Raw genomic sequence first — 20,597 nt, 5'->3', positions numbered from 1 at the left:
CCTATTTCAGCGGTAGGCAAATTTCGGTCAGCAGCTCTTCGGGTGCGGTGTTGCGCGGATCGTTCAGGTAGATCTCGTAGCACGGCTGGTCCGCGGGTTCCTCGCCTGACTCGGGCAGCCAGTTCCCGAACAGCGTGTGATACGCCGCGTGCAAACCGGAGTATGGGCCCTTGTAGGTCAGAATAGCTGTTTTGCCGCCTGGAATCTGCACGTCTTCCATACCCTCAGGTGTGTCACCACCTTTGAATTCGGCGCCTGCATAGCTGCGCAGTTGGTCTTGTGACACATCATCGGGGCTGTCCAGATAGACGCCGATGACTGGACCAAGTTGAGACCACAGGTTGCGGGATTCACACAAGGCACCAAATGCCTCAAACTTATTGCCGATCTCTGCGTAATCCCCTTTATGAGCCAAGGCGATTACGCGGCGGGCGGGTTCTGTACGGGTTGTAACGGGATGCATTGGATATTCTCCGATTCTCAATTTGCGATTAAGCACCAGCCAACGCCCGGATTTTCTAAAGGCCGCCGGGCTGGCGCTGTAGGCCTGCGAAAAGGCCCGCACAAAGGAATTCAGATTAGGATAACCCACCGCCGACGCGATCTCTGCCACGGAGCGGTCGGTTTGCACCAGCCAACACGCGGCACGGTGCAACCGGATCCGGCGGACAGCTTGCGCGCAGGTTTCGCCGGTAATCGCGTGAAACACACGATGCCAGTGAAACCGGGACATCGCAGCCACATCAGACAAGGCATCCAACGACAGATCCCCGGCGGGGTGATCGTGGATGTAAGTCAAGACGCGCAGAATGCGATCTTCGTAGCTGTTTGCCATCGGCAACCTTCCTTCTCTTTGCTTATCCGTGGTCGCATATTCCGCATCCACAAATCTTGCTGAGTTGCATCCCGCGCAACCTCAGGTCATATAGCAAAGAACTTCCGCGTTGAGAGGCGTCATGACCCAGTATCTGGATTTCGAAAAACCGCTGGCCGAGATTGAAGGCAAGGCCGAGGAATTGCGTGCGCTGGCCCGCGCCAACGAAGAGATGGACGTGGCCGAAGAAGCCGCCGCGCTGGACGCCAAGGCCGCAAAGCTTCTGGAAGAGCTTTATGGCGATCTAACCCCCTGGCGAAAATGCCAGGTGGCGCGCCATCCGGACCGCCCGCATTGCAAGGACTATGTCGAGGCGCTGTTTACCGAGTTCACCCCGCTGGCGGGCGATCGCAACTTTGCCGACGATCTGGCAGTTATCGGTGGTCTGGCCCGATTCAACGATCAGCCGGTGATGGTGATTGGTCATGAAAAGGGTTCGGACACCAAATCGAGGATCGAACGGAATTTCGGCATGGCCCGCCCCGAAGGGTATCGCAAGGCCGTGCGCCTGATGGAAATGGCCGGTCGCTTTGGCCTGCCCGTTATCACTCTGATCGACACGGCAGGCGCCTATCCCGGCAAAGGGGCCGAGGAACGCGGTCAGTCCGAGGCCATTGCCCGGTCGACCGAGATGTGCCTGAAGATCGGCGTGCCGCTGGTGTCGGTGATCATCGGCGAAGGCGGGTCCGGCGGGGCTGTGGCCTTTGCGACGGCGAACCGCGTCGCGATGCTGGAACATTCGGTCTATTCGGTGATCTCGCCGGAAGGCTGCGCCTCGATCCTGTGGAAAGATGCCGAAAAGATGCGCGAGGCCGCCGAGGCGCTGCGCCTGACCGCGCAGGACCTGCACAAGCTGGGCGTCTGCGATCTTATCATTCAGGAACCCAAAGGCGGTGCCCATCGCGACCGTCCTGCCACCGTCGAATCCGTTCGGGATGCTATCACCCTGATGCTGAAAGAACTGGACGGCAAAGACGCGGCGGCCCTGATTCAAGACCGCCGGCAGAAATTCCTTGATATCGGATCGAAAGGGCTGGCGGCGTAAACCGTCAGCCTCCCAGACTACGCAGCAACGCAACCGAAGGCTCTCCGGTAACCGGCATGCCGCTGGCGCGCTGATAGGCGTTGATGGCGGATTTTGTGTTGTTGCCGATCACCCCGTCCGCGCCCTCAGTATCATAGCCGGCCGATGTCAGTCGGCGCTGGAGCTCCTTGCGATCTTCCAGCGTCAAACCCGTTGCGTCCGGCCCGAATGAGGCCTGAAACGGCGCACCGCCTGCAATCCGGTCAGACAAATGTCCGACGCCAATCGCGTAGCTGTCCGAGTTGTTATAGCGCTTGATGACCTGAAAATTGCGGAACACCGCAATGCGGGGGCCAGGTGTCTGCGGCTGCAAAACTGTAACCGGCGTGCCGGATACAGTGCCAGCCTCACCGCCCCAGGGCTGCCCGCGTACCCAGCCCGCGCGCGCCAGATAGGCCGCGGTCGAGGCCAGCGAATCCGTGGGATCCTCGGACCAGATATCCCGCCGTCCGTCGCCGGTGAAATCCACCGCATAGGCCAGATAGGATGTCGGAATGAACTGCGTGTGTCCCATTGCTCCGGCCCAGCTGCCGGTCATGTTGGCCGGGCTTGTGTCGCCCTCTTGAATGATCCGCAAAGCTGCGATCAGTTGCTTTTCAAAGAACGCACCGCGCCGCCCGTCATAAGCCAAAGTCGACACTGCTGACACCACCGGCACATCCCCGCGCCGCGCGCCGTAGCGGCTTTCCAAGCCCCAGACGGCCACGATCACTTCTTTGTCGACGCCATATTTCGCCTCGATCTGCGACAGGGTGCCTGCATGGCGCACCAGCATCTGCTTGCCGGTTGCGATCCGCTCATCTGAGGCCGCGATGGCCAAATAGTCCTCGAGCGAACGTTTGAACTCGACCTGATTGCGGTCCCGCTCGATCACATCGGGCAGGTACCCCGCCCCCTGAAAAGCCAGGTTTAGGGTTGTCTGCGATATCCCCCGCGACGCCGCGCGGCCCTTGAAACCGGCAACCCACGCATCCCACCCGGCGTTGGGCACAGGCCGCATCCGGGATGCCGGGGTGCTGGTGGGGGTGCCTGTGGAACAGGCCGACAACAGGGCTGACCCGATCCCCAAAGAAAATATCCGTCGATTGATCATAACTGAAAACTGCTCTTGTTGTGATTTGGTCCAGACTAGCCCAGACCCTATCCCCAAACCAGAACGACGATGCCAATCAGATGCAAATTCTGGGCTTCGGCAACAAGCCGCTCAGCTGACCAGCAACCTCAGGCCCTGGGTCACGTCCGAGCGGACGGCCAAGCGCAATCCAGGCTCGTCACCGGCCTGCAAAGCGGCGATGATCAGTTTGTGGTTATGCGGCGGGTCGGTCCGCCGCAGTCGGCCGTACAGCGCACGCATGGTGGGACCAAGTTGCAGCCAGACTGTTTCTGCAATCGCGAGCATTGCCGGAGCCTGCGCCCGCAGATACAGAGTGCGGTGAAATTCTAGGTTTGAGCGAATATAGCCAACGGCATCACGTTTAGTGACCATCTCGGCCACGTTCATGTTGATGCTTTGCAGCCGGTCAATCAGCGCCATATGTGCACGCGGCAGGGCGCGGCTGGCAAGTTCAACCTCAAGCAGCGCACGAAGCGCAGCCAACTCTTCGATCCGGTCATTAGTCAGCTCAGGCGTCGAAACCCGGCCCGATGTGGATAGAAACAGCGCTCCCTCGGCTGCCAAGCGGCGCACGGCCTCGCGCGCGGGGGTCATCGAGACGCCAAATTCCTTACCGATCCCGCGTAGGGTCAGCGCCTGCCCGGGTGCCATTTCACCGTGCATAATGCGTGCGCGAAGAACACGATAGACCCGATCATGGGTGGCAGTATGGGATTCAGTGGGACGCGCTGACAACATACCCCCATGTGATCACAAATGAGCCCAGGGTCAACTCGCGGACGCATCAAATCTGTATTGATGCAGTTGCGCCCCGTTGTCGCGCAGCCAACGCCGCTGATCGCGGTAATCGCCGAAAATCCGCTCGACCTGCGCCCAAAAATCAGCCGAATGGTTCATCTCTACCAGATGCGCCACCTCATGTGCGGCGACATAATGCAGGATCTCAGGCGGCGCGAGGATCAATCGCCAGGAAAACATCAGACCGCCAGCGGAACTGCACGACCCCCAACGCGACCGTGTATCGCGCATGGTCAGGTTGGAATAGGACCGTCCCAGCATCGCCGCGTAATCATCGCAGGCGCCGGTCAGGCGATCACGCGCCAATTCCTTGAGAAATCGCGCCAGACGCCGTGCCTCGGCACCCTCGGGTACTGCAACCTCATCGCCCTGTAACAGAACGCGCCGCCCGCTGGCAGGCACGATTCGCCGCTCTGTGCCTTCGATCGGGATGGTTTGCCCGAACTGAACCACCGCAGGGTCAGGACGGTCCAGCAGGTGCTGACGTATCCACTCTTCTTTGGTGCGCGCAAAACTCAAGGCTTCGGCTTCTGGCACGCCTTGTGGATAGGTCAGCGTAACCCGGCCATCCAATTGGGAAATCCGCAAACTGATCCGCCGCGCTCGCGCCGATTTACGCAACGTCAGTGGCACCGGTGGCGTCCCGGGCAGTGCGTGATCTCCCATATACCTGTTTCTCCTGCGCAAAGGCTTTGACAGTGCCCGCTGCATGTGGCACGTGACCTGAATCGTTGATACGACTCACCTGATATCAAGGGGATTTCACATGCCCAAGGAAGAATGGGGCGTAAAGCGCGTTTGCCCGACAACCGGTAAGCGGTTTTATGACCTGAACAAGGACCCGATCGTCAGCCCCTATACCGGCGAGATCGTGGAGCTTGAGACCGGCAAAAGCCGGATGATCGCCGCAGATGCGGAAGATGCGGCCTCGGCCAAAGCGCGTGAGAACGCGTCGGATGAAGATATCGTTCTGGATGATGACGACAATGTCGACGTCGAACTGGACGACGATCTGCTGGACGATGATGACGACGACAACGATAACGTCTCGTTGGACGATATCACCGACATGTCATCGGAAGACGAAAACTAAAACCGGTCAGAGGCGGCCCTGCGTCGCCTCATGCCCACCCCGGACGCGGGTCGGAAACTTTTTGGCAAATTCCATTTTTGGTCTTGCGCTCGCCGTCACCGTCTCATAAACGTCCGTCCACTGCTTCGGCAGTACCTTGATGGGGCCTTAGCTCAGTTGGGAGAGCGCTTGCATGGCATGCAAGAGGTCAGGGGTTCGACTCCCCTAGGCTCCACCAAAATCCTTTGATTTTGCTGGATAAATTGCGGCAACGCCGTCACTGCCCCTAATCTAACCCTAAAATTTAGTCGCTTCACCAGGCTTTTGCCGGTGCCAACCCATCACCATCCGAGTCGGAATATCGCACCCCACCCCCCGGCCTCACCCAGACACCGTGCAGTTTTGTTTATACCCCACGCACACCAAGCGCGGGGTATCTGGACTTTTTGACTGTTAGGTCATGCTTTTTACCACATTATACATGTAAGAGACGCACAGGAGGCAGGAACCCAATACGAGAACCGGCTCGATACTCACCGCTACGACGCGGTTAGACTTTCCCCTGCGTTCCCTTTGCTGGTGTTACAAGCAATGCAGGCAACTTGGCCATTTGATACGGCTGTCGTGCCACCTTTTGAATAGGGCAATACATGATCTGCATGCCAATCATCCCATCCTAGTCTCTCGCCGTTGCACTTGACGCGAAGCTGGCACCTCCCTTGATCTCGGCGGAAGATTGCTAGGCGCTGCTCATGAGTGAAGGTGCGTATTCCATCCACCGTTGGAATATCTGGGTACGCGAGGAAGAAGTCTTTCTCCAAATGCTCAAACCGATCATTGAGGAGCGGACGAGGTGAGCATGCACTGCGGTTTCTCGAAGGGCTGGTTCGAGAATAACCACAAGACACGATAGTCGAAGAAGTTAGATCCAATGACACGCATCACTAATTTAATATTTCAGGCCCCAATCATAGCCATCTTGTTCAGTGTCATATCGTGCATCTTATAGCCTGGCTGGTGGCGGCACGCGAATGGAATTCAGTGAATTCGAACGCCTGTTAAAACTGGCGTAGGTGCAATGTGGCGGCGACATTTACAGGTAAGACAACTGAAGAAAGGCAGCAGTTAAGCCACGGGATGGATCAATTGTCCAAGAATGTTACCACGGTTTCCCTTAAAGCGTCCCAATCGGTGAACTCCCGAGCACCGTCCCTTGGATCGATCTTTTGATCCTTTAAGACAACATGCTGAACGATCTCTTCTTCAAAATACCCATAGTTGTCAGGCTGCACAGCGCCCGCAACCAAAGCCGTTAGGTCAGGTTCAAAATGCGTACGCATCAGCATTTCGGTAAGATAGTCCCAGGCGTCTTCCTGGCCTCTTGCAAAAGCCGCCTTTAGGCTGACCGAAAGCACTAGCGACTTCCGGGACGCAAGCGCGTCTCTATGCGTTTCAACAAACGCTTCGAATAGCTTGGGGTGCCGGCGTTCATGGACAGGAGCCGCAAGAATGACCCTGTCCACACCTGCCAGGGACACGTGTCGTATCTGGTCTCCGGTGTTGATCAGTATTGTATCGTAGCCGGCTTTTCTTGTGACATCGTTGATAAAACGAGCAATCTTGGCAGTCTGACCTTCAACGGTGCCGTAAGCAATCAGCACTGTCATTTCGATCCTCCCGTGAATCTGTCCGAAAAGCGCGCCAACTATGCCGAAACCGTTCGCTTCAGCCCTTGATCTCAATCAAAAGTGACTGTCTTGCCAAGTTTTTTTGGACGCGGGTGCGGCGTCGTTTGGTCGGCTCATGCGGTTCTGGAAAGCGCGACAGCTATCGCCAGCCAAAATCCAGTGCGTATGGTCATTGCACCGACGGTTCGCCATTCAAACGGCGTTCCAAACAGTGCCACTAATATCAGAACAGCGAACACAAGTAATGTTGATAAGCCTATCACCCAGGCAATTCGAGTTGCCCAGGTTGTTGATTTAAAGAGCGCGATTGCACCAAGCAAATAGACAAATCCAGCCAGAAAATTGAACCAAAGCACGAGTGGAACTGCATCTCCAACTGCTGCTTTAGCGGCGGCACCCCCAAACAGGGCCGTTCCGCCGGAGAATATTGTCAGGAGACCGAAGAATGCCGCGGCTATTGCAGCTGGGCGAATCCAAGGCGGAGAGGGCTGCATAGTCGTTATCCTCAGGAATTAGATTGAATTTCGTGTCGTAGGAAAGCTGCCAACTTCGCCAAAGGGACTGAAAAGCACGTCCATAATAGCAATTTTTCTCGCCAATACTCTTGATCTTTATCATTGGGCCCAAATTGACACCCTTTGAACAAAGCAGTGCCTGCGGGAGGCTTTTTGCAGTAAAAATACGCTGTCGCCCCTTTGGCGCGACTAGCTTGCAGCTCCAACGGTCATTAAATTTGTTCGGTTACCGTGAATCTTCTGGAAATGGACGGACGGCTACGCTCGAATTTGCAGCGAAAAGTGTTGATTTGAGTCAATGCTAGTTGCTGCAAGTTCACCCATACTGACCCCTCACAAAGGAGGGAGTGCGACATGTTCAAAATAATTGTGGTTGGCTTGGATGGATCAGAGGCGTCAGAAGCAGCTCTACGCGTTGCCTGTGATATCTCAAGCAAATATGGCTCCCAAATTCACCTTGTCCATACACCTCAGCCGCAAACCGTGGCTTTCGCAATGGGCGCTGTTGCTGGCTATCACGCCGTCACGACAATGCCATCAGACGAAGAGGTTCAACAGGCAGCAGACAAGATCATTTCCGCGGGCAAAGAGATTGCCAAAGAATACAATCAGACGGTTTCGCAAACGCATACCCAACGCGGTGATCCGGTCGACGAGATCATAGCATGCGCCGAGCAATGCAATGCTGACCTGATTGTGACGGGCCGCCGCGGATTGGGAAGCATTGGTAGCCTGATTCAAGGGAGCACCTCTCAAGGCATCAGTCGGAATGCCACTTGTGCGGTTTTGACCGTTGCCTAAATTTCAAACTTGGTCCCAATCGGCACAAAAACGATGACGATCAATAAGCTTTGCATTGAAATCTCGTGGCAGAATTAAGTTTCGATGGCTACCCCGTGACGCTGAACTCCCGGCCGTGAAAACGGAGTCTGACATCCACTGCTTCATGACGGTGACACGAAAACGGATGCTGAAACCGAGGTCATGGGTGCCTGTGGCGATGACCGGCGACCAAACTGTGTTAGGCGAAGCTACCCGAACTGTGGCGGAACAGATGAACTTCCCCTTCTTATTTGTGCATTGGTTCAAGGTCAGAAGATAGACTGTACAATCCCTGATACGTAGATCCGTGGTAACTTTGGAGCCCGACATGAACACCCCGTCCCTGTTCGACGCTCATAAACCCTCTGAAATTGCGGCGTTAGTTGAGACTGCTGGGGTCACAAAGGCAAAGTTGCCAATGGCACCCATGTTCGTTCTTGCGATGCTGGCCGGGGCATTCATAGGGTTTGGCGCAGCGGCCTATACGATGGCGGTTACTGGCGCAGACAGCGCTGCGGGGCCGATCCGCGTTCTGGGTGGCGCGGTGTTTTCCCTGGGCCTTATCCTGGTGATCACAGGTGGTGCAGAATTATTCACCGGCAATGTTTTGATGGTGATCGCAGCGGTCGACCGCAAGATACCACTGCGACTGCTGTTTCGATGCTGGGGCATCGTCTACGCCGGAAACTTCGTGGGCGCCCTCGGGCTTGCATTGGCCTTCTCTCTGACCGGCCTGCTCGAGGGGCCGATGGGCAATACCGCCGTGGTGATAGCCGATGCCAAAGCGGGGTTGGAACCGATGGAGGCCTTCGCCCGTGGCGCACTGTGCAACGGGTTGGTATGCCTTGCTGTTTGGCTGTCCTTTGCCGCCCGCAGCGTCGCCGGCAAGGTTCTGGCCGTTTTGTGGCCCGTCACTGCTTTTGTGTTGCTGGGACTCGAGCATTCGATTGCGAACATGTTTTTCTTCCCGCAGGGTTGGGCGGCGGGGGCAACTGTGCCGGTTTTCTCAGCGGCGACCAATCTATTGTGGGTTACTCTGGGCAATATTGTCGGCGGGGCGGGAGGAGTCGCCTTGGCCTACTGGTTTGCTTATCTTGGCGCTACTAAAGGGTAGACCCACTTCTTCGATCACAGCGCCTGCCAGAGCAAAACGAACGGTTTCAGATGGTTTTGAAGGCGTTGTCTAATAGTGCAGCCCAGAACAAGATTTTCCTGCACTCAATAGTCTAGATGCCGGGAGCATGGTTGTCTTAGTGGTCGATATCGGTTGTCGCATGATGGTGCAACACAAGGTGAAGCGGCACAGGCTTGCCTAAGTCCGCTGATTGGGATGCGAGCCGGTTGATCAGTCAGATATGAGAGTTGGATGCGGAGGTGACTCACCGACCACGAGGCAAGGAGATGGCGCATTGGCTGATGACGGCGCCGGGAATTGGGCCGTTCTTTGTCACTGCACTAGTTGCCCTCTCATTCCCGTGCTGCATTCTTCGCCAACATCTAAATTCATTGATCCTCGTCAAGATAGGAAAAGGCAAGATGTGATACAGTTGATGCCTAAAATGAGGGCTATCATGGAAGAATTAGTCGAGATTGGAAGAACATTTGTTCAGGCGATGCGTGATCGCAGGGGCCTTGCAAATGTTGATGAAATGTATGCCGAGAACGCTCAATCCATAGAAGCGGTTGTGCCTCCGGTTCGACAGTTTCGCATCACAAAAGGCCGTGATGCTATCAAAGGGAAAAGAGAGGATTGGCTGGCAGCTCATGAAATCATCGAATTTGACGTCGATGGCCCCTATGTTCATCCCCCAAACCGCTTCAGTGTGCGATATAAGGCTGAAGTAAAGCAGAAGGAAACTGGGCAACGTATCACTTTGAGTGAGATTGCAGTTTATTCAGTAGCAGACGGAAAGATTGTACTGGAAGAGTTCTTCATGTTGCCGAAGTAGCAGCGGCAACCCGCAATACTGACGCAGTGTTGATTTCATCCGCACACTGGAAGTGTGACTTGTAAGTGCTTTGACACGATGGATGGACAATTGGGCATTTGTTTCGACCGCGTGATGCTTGCCCATGCGCAACAATTCCGTCAGTTCGGCGCAACCGAAATCTAAAGTCACGCCGTGAAATCCGCATTGAGCCATTGATGCGGGTTAACAATCAGACTGCTGCGCCGGTTTTCTACCCGAGTTTGGCCTGAACAACCCTCTAAAGGGCTATGTTTGATCCAAAACAAAGCGTTTTGCGGGGTTTGAGATAACGTCACCTAGTAGCTTTAACCGCGGTACGCCAGATCATGAAAAAGAATGTGCGCGCAATACTGATCGTCGTAATGCTCCTTCTCGCAGGTGCGGCGTTGTACATATTCGTTTCAGAAGACAGCAGTGAATTGCCAGTTGGATTTGTACAGGGCAATGGACGGATAGAGGCCGAACAAGTGGAAATTGCCCCCACTTTCGCAGGGCGGGTTGCACAGGTTTTGGCGGCAGAAGGCAACTTGGTTGTTGTGGGTGAACTGTTGGTCGAGATGGACACCGATGAACTGTCTGCAGCGCTTGATCGCGCCAAAGCCGAAGTAGCATTGGCGCGTCAAGCCAAGGCCGAAGCCGAGGCTGTTGTTGTCCAACGAGAAAGCCAACAGCGTCGCGCGGCGCAGGAACTGGAACGGGCAAAGGCACTGTTGGCCGGTCAAAACATTTCGATGACAGTCTTTGAAGATCGCGAAACCGCATTTCAGGTTGCCGACGCCGTTCTGGGTGCCGCCAAGGCCCGGGTTGCAACCTCGGACAGCCAGATCGCGGCTGCCGAAGCCGAAGTGCGCCGGATCGTCGCCCAGATCGAGGATGCTTCGCTTGTTGCCCCTATGCCGGGGCGCATTCTTTACAGACTGGCTGAGCCCGGTGAAGTTGTTGGCGCGGGTGAGCCGATCCTTACGCTTCTCAGCTTAGAGAACGTCTATATGGACGTGTACCTGCCCGCACGCGAAGCGGGGTTGCTGCCCATCGGGGCTGAGGCGCGCATCGTACTTGATGCCTTGCCGGATTTTGCCGTTCCTGCAACCGTCACTTTTGTATCCCCCGAAGCCCAGTTCACTCCGAAGCAGGTAGAAACATTGAGCGAGCGTGAACAGTTGGTCTTTCGCGTTCGAGTTCGCATTCCTGAGGATCTGATCACAGAACGGATCGAACATGTGAAAACCGGCCTTCGCGGTATCGCTGTGATCAGGCTTTCTTCTGACAGTGTATGGCCGGAATATCTGGAAAGGCGGATTCCACCCGAACTGTTCGAATGAGTTCCCAGGCGGGCACATCTGATTTCTGCGTCAGTGGTGTCACGCATAAGTACCGCCAGCGCATTGCACTCGATAACCTGTCGCTTGATCTGCCGGTTGGTCAGCTTATTGGGTTGATCGGGCCTGACGGGGTTGGCAAATCAACGCTTTTGGGATTGATCACCGGCGCGAAGAAGCTTCAATCCGGCACAATCAATGTTCTCGGAGGCCCAATCGACGACCGTGCCCATCGTCACAAAATCTGCCCTGCGATCGCATTTATGCCGCAGGGGTTGGGCCGGAACCTCTATGCAGAATTGTCGGTGCGCGAGAACCTTGAGTTCTTTTCGCGTTTGTTCGGACAGGGGCAGCAGGAGCGTGACATCCGGATCGCAGCATTGCTATCGGCAACCGGGCTTGCGCCATTCTCTGATCGGCTGATGGGAAAACTCTCGGGCGGCATGAAGCAAAAGCTCGGGCTGTGTTGTGCACTGATCCATGACCCTAAGCTTTTGGTTCTGGATGAGCCGACCACCGGCATCGACCCACTGTCGCGGCGTCAGTTCTGGGCGCTGATCGACGCGGTCCGAGAGGCTTCACCCGACCTCTCCATACTGGTTTCGACAGCTTATATGGAAGAAGCCGAACAATTCGACTTTATCGTCGCGATGGATGCCGGGCGCGTGCTTTTCCATGGTTCTCCGGCAGAATTGAAGGGGGAAGCCAGCGATCTTGAAACGTCCTACCGGCGGTTGCAGGCGCACGGAGATCCCCTGATCGCACCAAGGAAAGCGCCCACACATCACCTTGAGGCAGACCCAGTGATCACGGCACGCGGATTGACGCGGCGCTTTGGCGATTTCACGGCAGTCAATAACGTCGAATTCTCGATCAAACGTGGTGAGATTTTCGGCTTCCTCGGGTCGAACGGCTGCGGCAAGTCGACCACCATGAAAATGCTGACAGGTCTTCTGCCCGCAAGTGACGGTGAGGCGCTACTGTTCGGAAGACCGGTTGATGCACGCGACCTGAGGATGCGTCGCGAGATTGGCTATATGAGTCAGGCATTCTCGCTTTATGGCGAGTTGACCGTTCGGCAGAACCTCCAGCTACATGCCCGCATCTTTGCGATCACGGACCGCGATAGGCGTATCGATGAACTGGCGGAACGCTTTGGCCTGATTGCACATATGGACATGCTGGCCACGGCGCTGCCACTTGGCATCAAGCAACGTCTCTCCCTGGCGGTCGCTGTGATCCACCGACCTCGCGTACTGATCCTGGATGAACCAACTTCAGGGGTGGATCCTGAGGCGCGCGACTCGTTTTGGGCGTTGCTGATTGAGCTTTCGAGAGATGAAGAAGTGACGATTTTCGTCTCGACCCATTTCATGGCCGAAGCAGAGCGCTGTGATCGGGTGTCGTTCATGCACGCGGGCCGTGTTCTGGCTGAGGGAACACCGGATGAGTTGATCGCCGGGGCACAGGTAGACAGTCTGGAAGAAGCATTTGTCACGGTATTGAAGGCAGCTGACCCTCCGGCACCGGTAAAAGCTCCTGAGGCATCGGTTCATGCCCTTGATGACAGCGCTGGCGGGGGTATCAGGCGCACACTGGCATACACGAAGCGTGAAACCATCGAGATTTTGCGCGACCGCGTGCGTTTGGCGTTTGCGTTCCTGGGCTCGGTGATCCTGATGCTGGTCTTTTGCTACGGGATTACGCTGGACATCGAAGAACTGGATTTCGCGGTACTGGATTTGTCACAGGGGCCAGAAAGCCGCGCCTACATTGCAGAGATTTCAGGATCGCGCTACTTCAACCCAACGCAGCCACTGACGAGTATCGATGAGGGCCATGAACGGCTGGCCCGAGGAGATGCCTCGCTGGTTGTCGAACTCCCACCTGACTTTGGGCGCAAGATCCGCTCTGTTGAAGCAACGGACGTGCTTGCAATTGTGGACGGCGCAATTCCGTTCAAAGGCGAGACTGTAGAAGGCTATGTGGCGGGGCTCCACAATACCTTTTTGGCGGCAATGGCCCGCCAAAACGGTGTGCATCCGGTCGAGATCGCCCGTATCGAGCCACGCTTCAGGTACAATCAGAGTTTCGAGAGTATTGCCGCAATGGCCCCGGCCATGCCTGCGATCCTTTTGATAATGTTACCGGCAGTTCTGATGGCGGTTAGCGTCGCACGTGAAAAAGAGTTGGGAACAATCACCAATTTCTATGCAACGCCAACGACGCGGCTTGAGTTTCTGGTTGGCAAGCAAATCCCTTATATCGCAATCGCGTTCGCCAATTTCCTGCTCTTGGCTGGAATGACGGTCTTGGTTTTTGATGTACCGCTCAAAGGCAACCCGGTTCCTCTGGCAATCGGCGCGTTGCTGTATGTCTGGGCTACAACATCCTATGGGCTACTCATTGCGACCATGACTTCAAGCCAGGTGGCCGCTACCTTCGCCACCGCGATCGCCTCGGTCGTACCTACGATTCAGTTCTCCGGGTTGTTACAACCGGTTTCAACGCTTGAAGGCGGTGCGCAAACAATCGGATCGCTCTGGCCGTCATCCTATTTCCTGCACCTGAATGTCGGTGCCTTCACCAAAGGGCTGGGCTGGGATGCGCTTGCCCCTGATCTTCTGGCCCTGGCCTGTTTCGGACCGGTGCTAACGTTGATCGCTGCCCTTTTACTTCGAGCGCAGGAGAAATAAATGCAACGGTTGTCCTGCATCTTCTGGCTTGGCTTGAAAGAAATGATGAGCCTTCGGCGTGATTGGGTGATGATGGCGCTGCTGGTCTGGTCATTCACGCTGGCACCCGTGATGGAGGCGACGGGGGTTTCGAACTCGGTCAACAATGCCTCCATTGCATTTGCCGATGAGGATGGCTCGCCCCTTTCACGGTCTCTTGCCACGGCATTCTTCCCTCCGGAGTTTCAACCCGTTGTCCAGATCGCACCGGGTACCGGAGCCGAAAAGATGGATGCCGGGCATTTCCTGTTTGTGGTCGCGGTGCCACCAGGGTTCGAGAAAGATGTTCGCGCCGGGCGCACGCCGGAAATTCAGGTTTTGATTGATGCGACGGCGATGGAACAGGCCGGGATTGGCGCAAACTATATCGTCAATATCCTAAGCGCCGAGATCCGTCGCTTTGCCATTGGTGCGGACCTGGCTGAGTCATTGCCCGTCGATATCATCATGCGCAGTGCGTTCAATCCCAACCGTGATACTGTTCGTTTTGCTGGCATCGTGGCGCTCATCGGCCAGATCATGTGGCTGACCACGATCCTCACCGGTGCCGCGATGATCCGCGAGCGTGAACATGGTACAATCGAACATCTGCTTGCGATGCCGCTTACCCCGTTTGACATTGCGATGGCCAAGATTTGGGCAAACGCAGCGGTGGTTCTTGTCGCGGCCGCCTTATCGCTGACCTTTGTTATGCAAGGTTTCCTGGGGATCAACATCGCGGGGTCGAAGGTGTTGTTTCTTTTTGGCACCGCGCTGTTTCTTTTCACAGCAACCGCACTTGGGGTATTTCTTGCAACGATTGCACGCTCAATGGCGCAATTCGCACTTTTGGTAATGCTGACAGTCCTTCCGATGCTGATGCTGTCGGGAGGTGAGACACCGATCGAGGGGCAGCCCGACTGGCTTCAGGTCGGAACATCGATCCTTCCGTCCCGCCATTACATGTCCGCCAGCCAATCCATCATCTTCAAGGGGGCGAGGTTTGAGACGGTCTGGCCAGAGTTCTTATGGATGGCGTTACTCGGCGCAATCCTTCTGGCGTCAAGCCTGATGCTTTTCAGACGCTCGGTGGCGCAATAGAGTCAGATCAGTTTACCCCTTGGCCTGGACGTATGACCGGTAATGCGCCTTGTTTCATTCGGAATGCCGATACGGCCGGGATGTCCTTTTGGCGCGTTACCGAGGACGCTTGCTTGCGCAAGATCAAGGTAATTGGACGAGTTTTTTGCCATAATGCAGCCTCCCCCCAATCGCACCGAAGGAGGAGGATCAGAAAATGCTTGAAGACAAAAAAACACAACTGTTTGCTGGAACACATCCGCTCTCTGATAATTTTCGACGCGAAATGGAATCCATGATGTCGCGCTTTTTCGGGGGCGCAGCGCCATTCCTTCCGCTGGAAACAGCCGCGCAACGCACGGGCTTCCCGTCGTTGGACATGACGGGTGCGATTTCGCCGGCGATTGACATCCACGAAACGGATACAGCGATCGTTCTCACGGCTGAATTGCCGGGTCTCGAAGAAGACGACGTCGAAGTCGAAATCAAAGACCGTAGATTGACGCTGCGGGGCCAGAAGAATGTTACGCATGATGACACAGGCGATCTGCGCGTTAGCGAGAGAAGCTATGGCAGTTTCACTCGGACAATGACGCTGCCTGATGCAATCGATATCGAGGAGATTTCCGCTGCGTTCGACAAAGGTGTCCTGCACGTCACGATGCCGAAAACCGAACCTCAGGATCCCAGCCGGAAGATTAAGGTCTCATCGAAATAGGCGCAATGGAGGCGCACGCGCAACCATCATGGCCCGGGCAGCATGCGCGAACCTTTGGTGTTCTTAAAACGAGCACATTATTGCCCACCATAGCGGTTTCACTGCTGCGCATGATAATGTGCCAATAGGGCTAGAGAACTGAGATGGACAATGCGGACGCCGGACAAAAGCGATGTGGAAAGTGAAACGGGCGATGTCCGTGCATTTCTGGAGAGCTTGACGGGGCCGTCCCGCGGAACCGTTACCTGGCTTGTCGGCAACGCTTTGGCTGCTTCGGTGGGTCCTGATCGTATCCTGAAGTTCAGGCGGAAAGAGGATTTGCCCCCGCATGACGAAGACGTGGCGACCATTCAGTGGTCGCAAGGCGGTTACGCGCTAAACGCGTTGCCTGGCCGGGATATTTGGGTCAATGGTCAAAAAACTGCTTCGGCAGTTCTTGGGCATGGCGACATGATTGAGTTCGGTGCAGAGGGGCCCATGTCACGCTACAGGGTGTGTGACCACTCATTCCCTGCACATCACACGGTCGAAGACATAATAAGTGACGCATATGTGTATGCGCGCTCCAGCCGACGACCCTTTGCCAGAAAAATGTCCGGTGCGCTGCGCGAAGGCGGGCGTCGGCTGACATCACAAACCACGGTTTTGTTCAGGGTTACCGTTATTGGTGTGCTTCTTCTGATCTTTGCCTTTGGTTATTTGCTTTTTCAGAACGACCGGAAGCTGGCGGACAGCCTTAAACAGGAGTCTCTCAAGATCGAGGCGGTTGCTGTCATGCTTACGCAAACGCGAGAAGATGCACTGACGGCGGATGATCTGGTCGCGCTCAGAGAAGCGTTTGACAACCAGGTGATTTCCACCGAGCAGCGCCTTGGCACTTTGGAAGAACGCGCTGGTGCGTCAAGGCGAGTTATCACAGCCTCGACGCGATCTATTGCCTTTATCCAGGGTGCTTACGGATTGCGACAGACCGAAAGCGGCAAATTGCTGCGGCATGTGCTTGGCCCGGACGGGGAGAAACTAAAAACTCCATTCGGAAAACCATGGATTGAGCCAGATGCGGAAGGCGCGCCGGCAGAATTTCAGTTCACCGGAACCGGGTTTCTATTGCAGGACACCTCTCTTTTGGTGACCAACCGTCATGTCGCCTTGCCCTGGACGACCGGGGATCGGGCGCAGGCCCTGAAGGCAGCAGGGCTTGAAGCCGAGATACTTAGCCTGCTGGCTTATCTTCCAGAACAATCCAAGCCAATGGAAGCGGTATTGCTTAGGGCAAGCAAAACGGCCGATCTGGCGCTTCTGTCCGTTGATGCGAACCGTGTTCAAGGGCTTGGACTTTCACTGGCACCTCACCCGACGCGAGCAGGTGAAGAAGTTTTCTTGCTTGGATTTCCGACTGGCCTTAAGGCCTTGATTGTGCAGGCTGGGTCGGATTTTCTGAAGACGCTTGAGAGAGACGGCGCCGTCGATTTCTGGACTATTGCAAAACACCTTTCAGAGCAGAACAAGATCAGGCCTCTGGCCAGCCGGGGGATCGTCGCCCAGACCAGCCCCGGTGCAGTCGTTTATGATGCTGAAACCACAACCGGCGGAAGCGGCGGACCTGCCCTTAACCGAAACGGCGAGGTGGTTGCTATCAATGCCGCGATCTTACCCGAATTTGGCGGCTCGAATATTGGCGTTCCGGTGTCACACCTCAAGATACTTCTCGATGAAAGCGATTGATCCGCATATTCAATCGCGCGTCTGATAAGGCGAGTTTTGCACCAGAAAAACCACAGCCAGTGGGATGATGACAGAGATCAAGCCCACGGTAATCAGCAAGTTCCCCAAATGGCTATAGTCAGCGACGGAGGCAACGGTACCCGTTCTGGGATCGGTAATCGCGCGGGTAACGGTAAAGATCTGATTCAGGTATTTTGTACCGAGACTGCTTGCTGACAATGCCATGTTGGTGAACGACGCCATGACCGCAAAAAAGGTAGCCTTCAGATGTGTTGGGGCGTTGCGCGCGATCCAAGCCAACATTGGGACCATCGCGATCTGACCCAGCGGTGACTCAACGGCTGTGTCAAGAATCGCTATAAACCTTGCATCCACGACCCCACCTGTGCGCGCGGCCGTCCATTCATGCACCCCGTAGTACAAGGCAAGGTTTGGCAGGGACAGCACTCCGGCGGCAATCGTGAGTAACACTACAACCTGCGCAATCGAACGACTTGCCATAAACGGCCTGAGGATAATCATACCAAGCAGAGCAAGTAGTGAGGTCAGAAGCGCTAGAATGGCCAGGAACTGTTCGTCAAACCCAAGCTCGTCGATCTCGAACCAGGTCAGGCCCGGTCCTGGCAAGGGAACTGCTCGAAAAACGAAAATGATAGTTGCTGTCCCGATCAGAACTTTGGCCTGTTTCGACTCCAGCTCTCTCAGCAAACGCGACATGAGGTAGAGAATGACCGTGAGCGACACCGCAAAAACGGTCTCTTGCGCGAAGGCAAAATTTGCGGTTCCCAACACTATGCTGAGAACAACAAACGCAAGTCCGCCCAGCAGTATCGGCCACCTGACTTCGGTGGTTTGATCTGGTTTGTGCAGAAGGTGTCCTCGACGAACGAGGCGACGCTGTATCAGAGCGTGAAGAACCACTCCACTGACAGACAACAGTGGGATAGCCAGGGCAATGAGATAGACCCGACCGTAGAGAACCAAACGATCGGCTTGCTCCAGATTTTCCGCCCCCGAAAAAATCCAGATGTTAACCGCGGCGACCCCCGCAAACCCGGATATGATCGCAATCCTGCCGAGGGTCTGCATGGTGGTGTGCCGGGCACGAACTTCGTCCTGAATAAACGCGCGTCCGTCTCGGTCCGATTGCGGCACTGCTTCGACTGTCATGGCGTCAGCAACGACATCCTGAATGGCATAACCTGAAGGAGCCAACATCAAGGCAACGACGTACCAATCCTCAAGTGGCATAATGCCGGCCATTTGGTCAGGCGCAGCCACAAGCCTGTACATGATGAGCAATGACGCCGTGATAAAGGATGCGCCAACGACAATCAGTAGAGATTTCCAGCGCCAGAACAGGTCAACCAGATGACCCAGCGGCATTTTTAGAATCCACGGCAACCCGGCCCAGAATGCCAATCCCGCAACAAAAGCGGCGGATAGATTCAGATAGTCCTTAAGAAAAAACGCACCGACGACGGATGTTAGCCCCGAAACCCCGGCCGCAAAGTAAACCATAAATGGTGGCAGGTAAGACCATTGCAATTGCGCGACCAGATCAACGAAAGTCCGGTGCCACCAGCCTGAAATCCGCCTTCCAAATGTTGATCGGTCAGTGTTCATGCGTCAGTCGGACCCCGTTCTGGTGACCCTGTGCTGTCGGCTTTCCTCTCAGAGAAATCCGGCACCAAAAAGCAGAGCGCTGGTCAGCACCCCAAGGATTGGCACAACAAGAGGTACGCGGAAATGTTCCCGAGTTGACCCTGGCCGGGTCTTCAGCAATATCAACGAGACGTTGACCAAAACAAACACTCCCAAAACGATCTGGGATGTGCGTTCCGCTAGTATGCCGATTGGCAAAGTTTGCGTCAGCAGAAGAATTATCGCAACTACCAACAGGGTTGCGACGACCGGTGTTTGGGTAACCTGCGGGACAGCCGCCAGTATTTTCGGAAGATGATCCCGGTCGGCAAGACCATAGATCACCCGCGACGCCATAATCATCTGGATCAAGACGCCATTGACTGTTGCAACGACTGCGACTGCGGCGAACCCTTGTTTGATTACTTCGGGTGCGTCGAAGAAAACCAGCGTGAGTGGGGCGGCCGAGGTCGACAAGGTATCGATAGGAACAACGAGCAGGACCGTGATCGAGGTCGCTAGATACAAACCCGTCGCGAGAACGAGCGTCAAAAGGATAGCCTTTGGAATTGTGTGGGTTGGGTCTTTCACCTCTTCGGCGACGTTTGCCATGTCCTCAAAGCCGACAAAGGCAAAAAATGCCAGCAGAGATGCCGCCATAATACCGCGCCAGGTACTGAGCTCGAGTCCCGGAATCATCTCACTAATTTCATGGCCTTGCGGTTCCTGCACAGACATGCCCCAGCCAATCACAAAAAGAAGCCCCGCGATCTCGATGACCGTGATCACGGCTGCCACAAATACCGATTGTGTAATGCCCCAGATTGCAATCAGCCCCATGACCGACACAACGCCGATCGTAAGCAATGCGGTGCCAAGCCCCGTCAGGGTGTGAAGGTATGAGGCCGCCCCAATCGCAACAGCGGAGGCTGAAATAATCCCGGACGCAGCAACGGCAAGACCGATTAAAACCGCCATCCAGCCCCTTTGAAATCCCGCTTCAACGTATGCCGCTTCACCCGCGCTTACGGGATAGCGTGTCGCGAGTTCGGCGTACGACAAAGCCGTCAGCGAAACGACGAGCGCTGCAACAAGAAACGAAACTGCAGCATAAGGGCCCGCGGCCTCGGCGGTTGCGCCGACGAGCACATAAATTCCCGCACCGACGGTAACACCGAGCCCATATAATGTAAGCAACGGGGTGGTGAGAGAACGTCGGAGTTTAGGGGACGGTGGATCAACTGTATGCATTCACCTCACTCCTTGATGGGCAATTGCCGGGTTACCGAAGCTGTGCCGCAAACAAGCACCCCGATGATAAACCAAGGGCTCATCACTGCTCATGCCGAGCTTATTCTGAAACATTCATACTTTGATATGTAATTCTTTATTTGGCATTGATCTATATCATCAGGCGCTAAGACTGATCAGAGAGGCGGATCCGAATGCTGCGACCGTCG

19 protein-coding genes and 1 tRNA gene are annotated in these 20,597 nt (G+C 55.5%); 11 read left to right on the top strand and 9 right to left on the bottom strand.

Features of this window, described 5'->3' with window-relative positions:
- Window position 1 precedes the first annotated feature (1 nt).
- The gene (locus ACR0B8_RS08960) at window positions 2–835 is read right to left on the bottom strand and encodes an AraC family transcriptional regulator (RefSeq protein WP_226688894.1); all 834 of its coding nucleotides are present in this window, start codon (window positions 833–835) and stop codon (window positions 2–4) included.
- A 121-nt stretch (window positions 836–956) separates the two neighbouring features.
- Between ACR0B8_RS08960 and ACR0B8_RS08955 the strand changes: the two genes are divergently transcribed.
- Window positions 957–1,919: an acetyl-CoA carboxylase carboxyltransferase subunit alpha gene (locus tag ACR0B8_RS08955; protein WP_170350282.1), complete on the top strand. Its 963-nt coding sequence runs from the start codon at window positions 957–959 to the stop codon at window positions 1,917–1,919.
- A gap of 4 nt (window positions 1,920–1,923) precedes the next feature.
- Here ACR0B8_RS08955 and ACR0B8_RS08950 read toward each other — a convergent pair whose 3' ends face one another.
- The 3 genes from ACR0B8_RS08950 to ACR0B8_RS08940 all read right to left on the bottom strand — a co-directional run bounded on the left by ACR0B8_RS08950 (window position 1,924) and on the right by ACR0B8_RS08940 (window position 4,536).
- Window positions 1,924–3,051: a lytic murein transglycosylase gene (locus ACR0B8_RS08950; RefSeq protein ID WP_226688893.1), complete on the bottom strand. Its 1,128-nt coding sequence runs from the start codon at window positions 3,049–3,051 to the stop codon at window positions 1,924–1,926.
- A 111-nt stretch (window positions 3,052–3,162) separates the two neighbouring features.
- On the bottom strand, window positions 3,163–3,810 hold the full coding sequence (locus tag ACR0B8_RS08945; RefSeq protein ID WP_170350280.1) for a GntR family transcriptional regulator: 648 nt from the start codon (window positions 3,808–3,810) through the stop codon (window positions 3,163–3,165).
- A gap of 30 nt (window positions 3,811–3,840) precedes the next feature.
- A complete protein-coding gene (locus tag ACR0B8_RS08940; protein WP_480658359.1) occupies window positions 3,841–4,536 on the bottom strand; it encodes a M48 family metallopeptidase in 696 nt (231 codons plus the stop codon).
- Between the two features lie 100 nt (window positions 4,537–4,636).
- Here ACR0B8_RS08940 and ACR0B8_RS08935 point away from each other — a divergent pair, with 100 nt between their 5' ends.
- Together ACR0B8_RS08935 and ACR0B8_RS08930 are read left to right on the top strand one after the other, a co-directional pair.
- Complete coding sequence (locus ACR0B8_RS08935; protein WP_170350278.1) at window positions 4,637–4,963, top strand: TIGR02300 family protein; 327 nt, start codon at window positions 4,637–4,639, stop codon at window positions 4,961–4,963.
- A 141-nt stretch (window positions 4,964–5,104) separates the two neighbouring features.
- Window positions 5,105–5,180: transfer RNA gene (locus ACR0B8_RS08930), tRNA-Ala, on the top strand.
- Between the two features lie 301 nt (window positions 5,181–5,481).
- Here ACR0B8_RS08930 and ACR0B8_RS08925 read toward each other — a convergent pair.
- The 3 genes from ACR0B8_RS08925 to ACR0B8_RS08915 form a co-directional block, all read right to left on the bottom strand.
- Window positions 5,482–5,721: an HNH endonuclease gene (locus ACR0B8_RS08925; RefSeq protein WP_226688972.1), complete on the bottom strand. Its 240-nt coding sequence runs from the start codon at window positions 5,719–5,721 to the stop codon at window positions 5,482–5,484.
- A 363-nt stretch (window positions 5,722–6,084) separates the two neighbouring features.
- Window positions 6,085–6,609, bottom strand: coding sequence for a flavodoxin domain-containing protein (locus tag ACR0B8_RS08920; protein ID WP_170359693.1), 525 nt, complete (start codon window positions 6,607–6,609; stop codon window positions 6,085–6,087).
- A gap of 134 nt (window positions 6,610–6,743) precedes the next feature.
- Window positions 6,744–7,124, bottom strand: coding sequence for a hypothetical protein (locus ACR0B8_RS08915; protein WP_170350271.1), 381 nt, complete (start codon window positions 7,122–7,124; stop codon window positions 6,744–6,746).
- A gap of 375 nt (window positions 7,125–7,499) precedes the next feature.
- Here ACR0B8_RS08915 and ACR0B8_RS08910 point away from each other — a divergent pair, with 375 nt between their 5' ends.
- From ACR0B8_RS08910 to ACR0B8_RS08875, 8 genes are all read left to right on the top strand, one after another.
- Window positions 7,500–7,946, top strand: a complete 447-nt coding sequence (locus tag ACR0B8_RS08910) for a universal stress protein (RefSeq protein ID WP_170359691.1) — start codon at window positions 7,500–7,502, stop codon at window positions 7,944–7,946.
- A gap of 349 nt (window positions 7,947–8,295) precedes the next feature.
- Window positions 8,296–9,081, top strand: a complete 786-nt coding sequence (locus tag ACR0B8_RS08905; protein ID WP_170359689.1) for a formate/nitrite transporter family protein — start codon at window positions 8,296–8,298, stop codon at window positions 9,079–9,081.
- 457 nt (window positions 9,082–9,538) lie between these two features.
- The gene (locus tag ACR0B8_RS08900; protein WP_170359687.1) at window positions 9,539–9,916 is read left to right on the top strand and encodes a nuclear transport factor 2 family protein; all 378 of its coding nucleotides are present in this window, start codon (window positions 9,539–9,541) and stop codon (window positions 9,914–9,916) included.
- Window positions 9,917–10,299: 383 nt separating this feature from the next.
- Entirely contained in the window at window positions 10,300–11,259 is a 960-nt protein-coding gene (locus tag ACR0B8_RS08895) for an HlyD family secretion protein (protein WP_254437429.1), read from the top strand.
- Window positions 11,256–13,952 (top strand): ribosome-associated ATPase/putative transporter RbbA, encoded by a 2,697-nt coding sequence (rbbA, locus tag ACR0B8_RS08890; protein ID WP_480658364.1) that lies wholly within the window; start codon window positions 11,256–11,258, stop codon window positions 13,950–13,952. The genes ACR0B8_RS08895 and rbbA overlap by 4 nt, the downstream gene beginning before the upstream one ends.
- A complete protein-coding gene (locus tag ACR0B8_RS08885) occupies window positions 13,953–15,071 on the top strand; it encodes an ABC transporter permease (protein WP_170397480.1) in 1,119 nt (372 codons plus the stop codon).
- Between the two features lie 196 nt (window positions 15,072–15,267).
- A complete protein-coding gene (locus ACR0B8_RS08880) occupies window positions 15,268–15,768 on the top strand; it encodes an Hsp20/alpha crystallin family protein (protein ID WP_480658367.1) in 501 nt (166 codons plus the stop codon).
- A 150-nt stretch (window positions 15,769–15,918) separates the two neighbouring features.
- Entirely contained in the window at window positions 15,919–17,493 is a 1,575-nt protein-coding gene (locus tag ACR0B8_RS08875; protein ID WP_170411513.1) for a trypsin-like peptidase domain-containing protein, read from the top strand.
- A 9-nt stretch (window positions 17,494–17,502) separates the two neighbouring features.
- On the opposite strand, the gene ACR0B8_RS08870 is transcribed toward ACR0B8_RS08875, so the two are convergent.
- Window positions 17,503–19,119 (bottom strand): MFS transporter, encoded by a 1,617-nt coding sequence (locus ACR0B8_RS08870; protein WP_480658369.1) that lies wholly within the window; start codon window positions 19,117–19,119, stop codon window positions 17,503–17,505.
- Window positions 19,120–19,167: 48 nt separating this feature from the next.
- Window positions 19,168–20,388, bottom strand: coding sequence for an APC family permease (locus tag ACR0B8_RS08865; RefSeq protein WP_170359673.1), 1,221 nt, complete (start codon window positions 20,386–20,388; stop codon window positions 19,168–19,170).
- Window positions 20,389–20,597: the final 209 nt, after the last annotated feature.

This window comes from Ruegeria sp. BH6, assembly GCF_056538105.1.
This window is presented reverse-complemented; position numbering and strand designations above follow the sequence as displayed.

What these genes read in the sequence shown, in the direction of transcription:
- ACR0B8_RS08960 (WP_226688894.1), bottom strand. Translation starts at nt 835, where the DNA reads ATGGCAAACAGCTACGAAGATCGCATTCTGCGCGTCTTGACTTACATC.
- ACR0B8_RS08955 (WP_170350282.1), top strand. Translation starts at nt 957, where the DNA reads ATGACCCAGTATCTGGATTTCGAAAAACCGCTGGCCGAGATTGAAGGC.
- ACR0B8_RS08950 (WP_226688893.1), bottom strand. Translation starts at nt 3,051, where the DNA reads ATGATCAATCGACGGATATTTTCTTTGGGGATCGGGTCAGCCCTGTTG.
- ACR0B8_RS08945 (WP_170350280.1), bottom strand. Translation starts at nt 3,810, where the DNA reads ATGTTGTCAGCGCGTCCCACTGAATCCCATACTGCCACCCATGATCGG.
- ACR0B8_RS08940 (WP_480658359.1), bottom strand. Translation starts at nt 4,536, where the DNA reads ATGGGAGATCACGCACTGCCCGGGACGCCACCGGTGCCACTGACGTTG.
- ACR0B8_RS08935 (WP_170350278.1), top strand. Translation starts at nt 4,637, where the DNA reads ATGCCCAAGGAAGAATGGGGCGTAAAGCGCGTTTGCCCGACAACCGGT.
- ACR0B8_RS08920 (WP_170359693.1), bottom strand. Translation starts at nt 6,609, where the DNA reads ATGACAGTGCTGATTGCTTACGGCACCGTTGAAGGTCAGACTGCCAAG.
- ACR0B8_RS08915 (WP_170350271.1), bottom strand. Translation starts at nt 7,124, where the DNA reads ATGCAGCCCTCTCCGCCTTGGATTCGCCCAGCTGCAATAGCCGCGGCA.
- ACR0B8_RS08910 (WP_170359691.1), top strand. Translation starts at nt 7,500, where the DNA reads ATGTTCAAAATAATTGTGGTTGGCTTGGATGGATCAGAGGCGTCAGAA.
- ACR0B8_RS08905 (WP_170359689.1), top strand. Translation starts at nt 8,296, where the DNA reads ATGAACACCCCGTCCCTGTTCGACGCTCATAAACCCTCTGAAATTGCG.
- ACR0B8_RS08900 (WP_170359687.1), top strand. Translation starts at nt 9,539, where the DNA reads ATGGAAGAATTAGTCGAGATTGGAAGAACATTTGTTCAGGCGATGCGT.
- ACR0B8_RS08895 (WP_254437429.1), top strand. Translation starts at nt 10,300, where the DNA reads ATGCTCCTTCTCGCAGGTGCGGCGTTGTACATATTCGTTTCAGAAGAC.
- rbbA (WP_480658364.1), top strand. Translation starts at nt 11,256, where the DNA reads ATGAGTTCCCAGGCGGGCACATCTGATTTCTGCGTCAGTGGTGTCACG.
- ACR0B8_RS08885 (WP_170397480.1), top strand. Translation starts at nt 13,953, where the DNA reads ATGCAACGGTTGTCCTGCATCTTCTGGCTTGGCTTGAAAGAAATGATG.
- ACR0B8_RS08880 (WP_480658367.1), top strand. Translation starts at nt 15,268, where the DNA reads ATGCTTGAAGACAAAAAAACACAACTGTTTGCTGGAACACATCCGCTC.
- ACR0B8_RS08875 (WP_170411513.1), top strand. Translation starts at nt 15,919, where the DNA reads ATGCGGACGCCGGACAAAAGCGATGTGGAAAGTGAAACGGGCGATGTC.
- ACR0B8_RS08870 (WP_480658369.1), bottom strand. Translation starts at nt 19,119, where the DNA reads ATGAACACTGACCGATCAACATTTGGAAGGCGGATTTCAGGCTGGTGG.
- ACR0B8_RS08865 (WP_170359673.1), bottom strand. Translation starts at nt 20,388, where the DNA reads ATGCATACAGTTGATCCACCGTCCCCTAAACTCCGACGTTCTCTCACC.